Source organism: Ralstonia sp. ASV6 (assembly GCF_016429285.1).
In the GTDB taxonomy this organism is placed as follows: Bacteria; Pseudomonadota; Gammaproteobacteria; order Burkholderiales; family Burkholderiaceae; genus Ralstonia; species Ralstonia flaminis.
Window position 1 is genome coordinate 1 of sequence record NZ_JAELUI010000295.1, and the last position, 2,165, is coordinate 2,165.

The window sequence follows — 2,165 nt, forward strand, 5'->3', positions numbered from 1 at the left end:
GGCGCAAGCTCATGCTCGACCATGCCCGACATCGGCGCCATCCCCAGGCCGAAACGCTGATAGCCCTCGGCCTGGAAGTGCAGGATCAGCTTGCCGAAGAGGAAGTCCATCGTGCCCGGCGGCACGGTACCGCGCTGGCGCATCAGGTCAACGCTTGCCTCAATGCGCAGCACATCGGGACACATCAGCGTGGCAAAGGCGAGGATGGCGCCCTCGCGCCGCACGATGGCCACCGGTTGGCTGAGCACATAGCGGTCTTCAAACGCGCCGAGCGAGAAGCCCTTCTCGCGCGCGTTCTGGTTGTGCAGCCATTCATCGGAAATGGCGCGCAGTTCTTCCAGCACGGCCGGCACACCTTCGGCCGGCACGATCTCGAACGACAGCCCTTCGCGCTCGCCGCGCGTCACGCCATGGCGCAGGTTGGCGCGGCGCGAGCCCTTGAGGCTGAACTCGGGCAGCGACACGTAAGCCTCTTCGCCCAGCTTGTAGGCACGCAGGCCCGCATCGAGATACAACGGCAGCGTTTGCGGGCGCGTCTTATAGAACGCTGCGCGGCCACCGTGCGCATCGGCCATCTCGATAAAACGCCAGATCAGTTCGGGCCACTCCTGCTGCGCGCCAGCCGGGTCGCCCAGCGCCACCCAAGAACGTCCTTGCTTGGCATACATGATGAAAGCGTTGCCCGACGGCGAGAACAGCAGGCTCTTGTCACCCATCAGCGCCAGCACGGCGTCTGCGGCGGGCTGCTTGCGAATGATCTCTGCGGCGCGGGCCAACTCTTCCGTGCTCGGGCGAAGGGTCTCGCCCGACTCGCGGCGGAAGAGCTGCCACATGCCGAAGCCCAGACCCGTGACCGCCACCGCCATCAGTGCGCGAATGGAGCGCGGCGCATCGCCGTCAAAAGTGAACTGCCACCAGAGCTGGTTAGCGTAGGCCACCTCGCGATAGGCGAAAAAGAGAATCCACACGCAGGCGGCAAACACGCACGCCATGGCAACCAGCCAGCCCACCTCCAGCCGCTGCGAGAACAGCGACGACGGCCGATCAAACTGCCGGCGCGAGATGACCAGCAGCACTGCCAGCGTGACCAACACGACCATCTCCGACACCGCAATGCCCTTGGGCAGCGCCAGCACGCCGGTAAGCAACGACAGCACCAGCGCCGCCCACCACGCAGCGTCCAGCCGGTGCAGCAGGCCACGCGCGACAAACAGCATGATGAGCCCCGCCACGCTGCCGATCATGTGCGACGCCTCCACCACGAACAGCGGCACGTGCATGCGCAGCAGGTCTTCGGCTTCATCCGAGGCCGGGGTCACGCCGGAGACGAGCAGCATCACGCCCGCCACCATGGTCAGTGCAGCCAGCAGGCCGGGCGACAGCTTGACCGCCGCGCGGCCGAATGGAGCCCCGGCCCCTGAGCGCAGCTCGAACACCCCCAGCATGGCAGCGGCCACCATGAGCGGCAGCAGGAAATAGATGGCGCGGTAGACGAGCAGCGCGGCCAGCACCTCGGCCGGCGGCGCCTGACCGCTGCAACCCAGCAGGATGACCGCCTCGAACACGCCCAGGCCACCCGGGCTCTGGCTCAACACACCCAGCGTGACGGCCAGCGCGTAGAAGGCAACGAAGGTCGGCAGGTCAACCGCCCCCGCCGGCATCAGCACCCACAGGGCTGCCGCAGCCGCGGCCATATCCGCCGCTGAAATCACGAACTGGCGCGCCGCCAGCCCCGGCGGCGGCAGGCGGATCTCCCACCGGCCCAACAGCGTGACGTGGCGCTGCCGCATGCACAGCGCCAACAGCACCATCACACCGGCCAGCACCAGCAGCGCAACCGCCTCCAGCAGCGCAGCAGGCAGGTGCGTGATGTCAGCAATGTGAGCGGCACCCCAGAGCAAGCCGACCGCGCCGAAGGCCGTGGTGGACACACCCAGTGCACTCGCATCAAAGGCCACCGCCTCGGTCACACGGGCGGCATCCAGGCCGGCCGCCGAGTACAGGCGCGTGCGCACCGACCCGGCCGTAAGCGAACCCAGGCCGATCGTGTTACCCAACGCATAGGCAATGAAAGACGTGGTGGCGACCGTGCCCCGGGCCATCTGTGCGCCGGCGTAACGCAGGCCGGACGCGTCGTAGCCCGTGAGGGCGACATAGCTGAGCGC

General features: G+C 67.6%; 1 protein-coding gene. It reads right to left on the reverse strand.

The window, feature by feature from the left end:
* Positions 1–2,165, reverse strand: a 2,165-nt coding sequence (gene mprF, locus JHD73_RS27575; RefSeq protein ID WP_199033308.1) for a bifunctional lysylphosphatidylglycerol flippase/synthetase MprF, incomplete at both ends; no start/stop codon positions are given.